Origin of the sequence: Mesorhizobium sp. M1A.F.Ca.IN.020.03.2.1 (assembly GCF_004023205.1) — a bacterium.
GTDB lineage: Bacteria > Pseudomonadota > Alphaproteobacteria > Rhizobiales > Rhizobiaceae > Mesorhizobium.
In genome coordinates, this window is sequence record NZ_RZSV01000396.1 from 1 (window position 1) to 2,840 (window position 2,840).

Sequence of the window (2,840 nt, forward strand, 5' to 3'; positions counted from 1 at the left end):
GGTAACGCAAACCGCCGTCATGTCGGCCTTTCGCCTTCGCGCGCGCCGCCGCGCCCGCATGCTGGTTGTCAGCTTGTGGATCACGACAATCAGCCCGGCGATCACCAGGAAGCCGATGCCGAAGCCGAGACTGGTCGCTAACGGCCCGTAGCGCGCCGCCAGCCAGATATAGGCCGCGCCGATGAGGAAACCGACGCCGCACAGGGCAAAAACACCGGCAAGTCCGTAGAGGATTGCGGTCTGCCGCGCTCTTTGAAAGGCCGCCACCGCCTCGCCGGAAGCAAGGCCGGAAATAAGCGAAACCAGCGTCCCCATATGAGGGCTGCTAGCGGCGCGACAGCAGCGCGAACAGGAAGCCTACTCCCGCCGCAATCGCCAGCGACGTCACCGGCTTTTCGCGAGCGCTGGCTATCAACTGCGCTTCCAAATCCTGAGCGCTTCCGCGCATGCTTTCGAACGCTGCCTCGCCGTGCGCGCGCAGCTGCTCGACGCCTTCGGCGGCCGCGCGGCGCGCTGCCCCGTAACTGTCGTCCCGGGTCTTGGCCAATTGCCTGGTGAGCTCTTCGATATCGGCCTTCAACTGCCGGATGTCGGCTTCGAGGTCGGCGCTGGGGGGAGTGTCTGTTGCGGATCTGCCTGCGGCGGTCGCCATTGCGTAACTCCTTATGTTTGCTTCCATTTCAACGCTTGGCCGAGACCGGGGTTCCGTTCTGCCGGTCCGGCTCGTCGTCAGATCAGCGGTCTGCGCTCCTCACCCAAACCTTGCCAGCCGGCCAACTCCGTCAGCCCCTCATGGCTGAGAACCTCGCAACCACCGTCACGCCAAATGATCAGCTTACGGTCCATCAGCTTGCGGATCGTCTTGTTGGTATGCACCAGCGAAAGGCCGAGCGTATCGGCGATATGCTGCTGCGTGATCGGGATCTGCACCGGCCGCTTGCCGTTCAGGCCCGCCCCCCGGGCACGGCTGGAGATGAAGGCGACAAGATAGGCGGTGCGCTCAAGCGCGGAACGGCGACCGATGCTCAGCAGGTTTTCATCGAGCATGCGCTCCTCGCGCGACGCCATCCAGGTGATGTCATAGGCCAGGCCCGGGTAGTTGCGGTAAAGCTCGTGCAATTGGTCGCGCTCGAAGACGCACAGCAGCATCGGCGACAAGGCCTCGACGGAATGCTGCATCTCGCCCATCAGGCTGCCTTGCAGGCCGATGAGATCGCCGGGCATGGAATAATTGAGGATTTGCCGCCGCCCGTCGGGCAACAGCTTGTAGCGGAATGCCCAGCCTGAAAGTATGGTGTAGAGATGCGCGCTGTGGCTGCCTTCGACCAGCACGGTCGCCCCCTTGTCGACCGCAAGCTCTCCTTTCTTGAAGCCGCTGACGAACAACAGCTCCTGGCTCTCGAATTCGCGAAAGACTGGCAACGGCCGCAACGGGCATTTGCCGCAAGGATATTGGCGGGTGGCAAGGGAATATGCGCTCTGGCCGGACATTTCGACCCCTCTTCGAAACCCCTGCCCCGATCGGGCGAATACAAACGCTTCACGCCGACCGAGGTTCCGCCGCTCACGCAATGCATCGCCGGTCATGTCTTTTTTAAATGACAGAGCGCCGAATACCGCGCATGACTGCAGCCTTATAGGAGTCGCCGCCACGTGCCCCCATTGCTAGACGGATTGCGTATCCTGGTCTTGGAAGACGAATTCCTGATAGCGATGGATGTCGAGCAACTATGCCGCGACCAAGGGGCCGCCGAGGTCACGATTGTTGGCGACCTGGCTGAAATCGACCTGCGGGATGGGTTTTCCTGGTTCGACGCCGCTATCGTCGACCTGATGCTCGGCGGCACCTCGACACTCGACTTCGCCGAGCGGCTGCGCAGCGCAGGCATTCCATTCGTCTTCGCGTCCGGCTACTCCGACGCCGAGGATCTCGAAGGCTCTTTTCCCGAGATTAAGCTGGTCACCAAGCCCTACTCGGGAGACGATCTGATCCAGGCCCTGGCGCTCGCCTGCAGGCGCGCGAAAGCGGCGTGACGACGTAGCGTCGAAGAGCCGGAGGTCGGTGTCAGGCGGCGTTTGATCCTGTCACCTGCGCCGAGATCGCGTCGGGGCCGTATTCGTCCTCGCCCGAAATCTTCAGGATGTCCTGCAGCCGGGCGCGCGCGCGGCTGACCCGGCTCTTGATCGTGCCCACCGCGCAGCCGCAGATTTCCGCCGCCTCTTCGTAGGAAAAGCCGGACGCGCCGATCAGGATAATGGCTTCGCGCTGATCCTCCGGCAGCTGCTCCAGCGCGCCGCGGAAATCCTTGAGGTCGAGCTGGCCATGCTGGGCCGGGTGGACGGCGAGCCTGGCGGTCATGATGCCGTCGCTGTCCTGCACCTCGCGGCCGCGCTTGCGCATCTGCGAATAGAATTCATTGCGCAGGATGGTGAACAGCCAGGCCTTGAGGTTGGTGCCCGGCTGGAAACTCTCATGTTTGTCCCACGCCTTGACCAGGGTTTCCTGGACGAGGTCGTCCGCCTTGTCGGCATTCTGCGTCAGCGACACCGCAAAGGCGCGCAGGCTTGGGATCGCGCCGAGCAGCTCGGTCTTGAAGCTCTGGGAGACCGCCGCCATGTCTCAGTCCTTTTTCTCGGCGGGTTCGGCCTTTTCCAGCTGGCTGAGCAACTGAGCGAATCGATCCGGCACCTGATCGGAGACCAGCTCGTCGTAATATTGCTTGAGTTTGCGGGCGATTTCGGAGTTCGGTCCGAGCGGACTGCTACCCCCGTTCCGGTGCCTGCTCGGGGCGCCAGTTATTGAATTCTTTGACATTTCTTTCATGTTTGCCCTAAGTCCC

6 protein-coding genes are annotated in these 2,840 nt (G+C 62.6%); 1 reads left to right on the top strand and 5 read right to left on the bottom strand.

All coding sequences use genetic code 11. The features are described from left to right. From EOA79_RS31150 to EOA79_RS31160, 3 genes are all read right to left on the bottom strand, one after another. A partial coding sequence (locus tag EOA79_RS31150; RefSeq protein WP_128293636.1) for a phage holin family protein occupies nt 1-315 on the bottom strand: 315 nt, incomplete at its 3' end. 10 nt (nt 316-325) lie between these two features. Continuing rightward, the gene (locus EOA79_RS31155) at nt 326-652 is read right to left on the bottom strand and encodes a DUF883 family protein (RefSeq protein WP_128293638.1); all 327 of its coding nucleotides are present in this window, start codon (nt 650-652) and stop codon (nt 326-328) included. 77 nt (nt 653-729) lie between these two features. After that, entirely contained in the window at nt 730-1,491 is a 762-nt protein-coding gene (locus EOA79_RS31160) for a Crp/Fnr family transcriptional regulator (RefSeq protein ID WP_095799844.1), read from the bottom strand. Nucleotides 1,492-1,689: 198 nt separating this feature from the next. On the opposite strand from EOA79_RS31160, the gene EOA79_RS31165 reads away from it, so the two are divergent. Continuing rightward, nucleotides 1,690-2,034: a response regulator gene (locus EOA79_RS31165; protein WP_336618911.1), complete on the top strand. Its 345-nt coding sequence runs from the start codon at nt 1,690-1,692 to the stop codon at nt 2,032-2,034. 31 nt (nt 2,035-2,065) lie between these two features. Here the strand turns inward: EOA79_RS31165 and EOA79_RS31170 are convergent, their stop codons facing one another. Both EOA79_RS31170 and EOA79_RS31175 read right to left on the bottom strand, forming a co-directional pair. After that, nucleotides 2,066-2,617, bottom strand: coding sequence for an RNA polymerase sigma factor (locus EOA79_RS31170; RefSeq protein ID WP_040973662.1), 552 nt, complete (start codon nt 2,615-2,617; stop codon nt 2,066-2,068). Nucleotides 2,618-2,620: 3 nt separating this feature from the next. After that, on the bottom strand, nt 2,621-2,824 hold the full coding sequence (locus tag EOA79_RS31175; protein ID WP_067002232.1) for a NepR family anti-sigma factor: 204 nt from the start codon (nt 2,822-2,824) through the stop codon (nt 2,621-2,623). Nucleotides 2,825-2,840 lie beyond the last annotated feature (16 nt).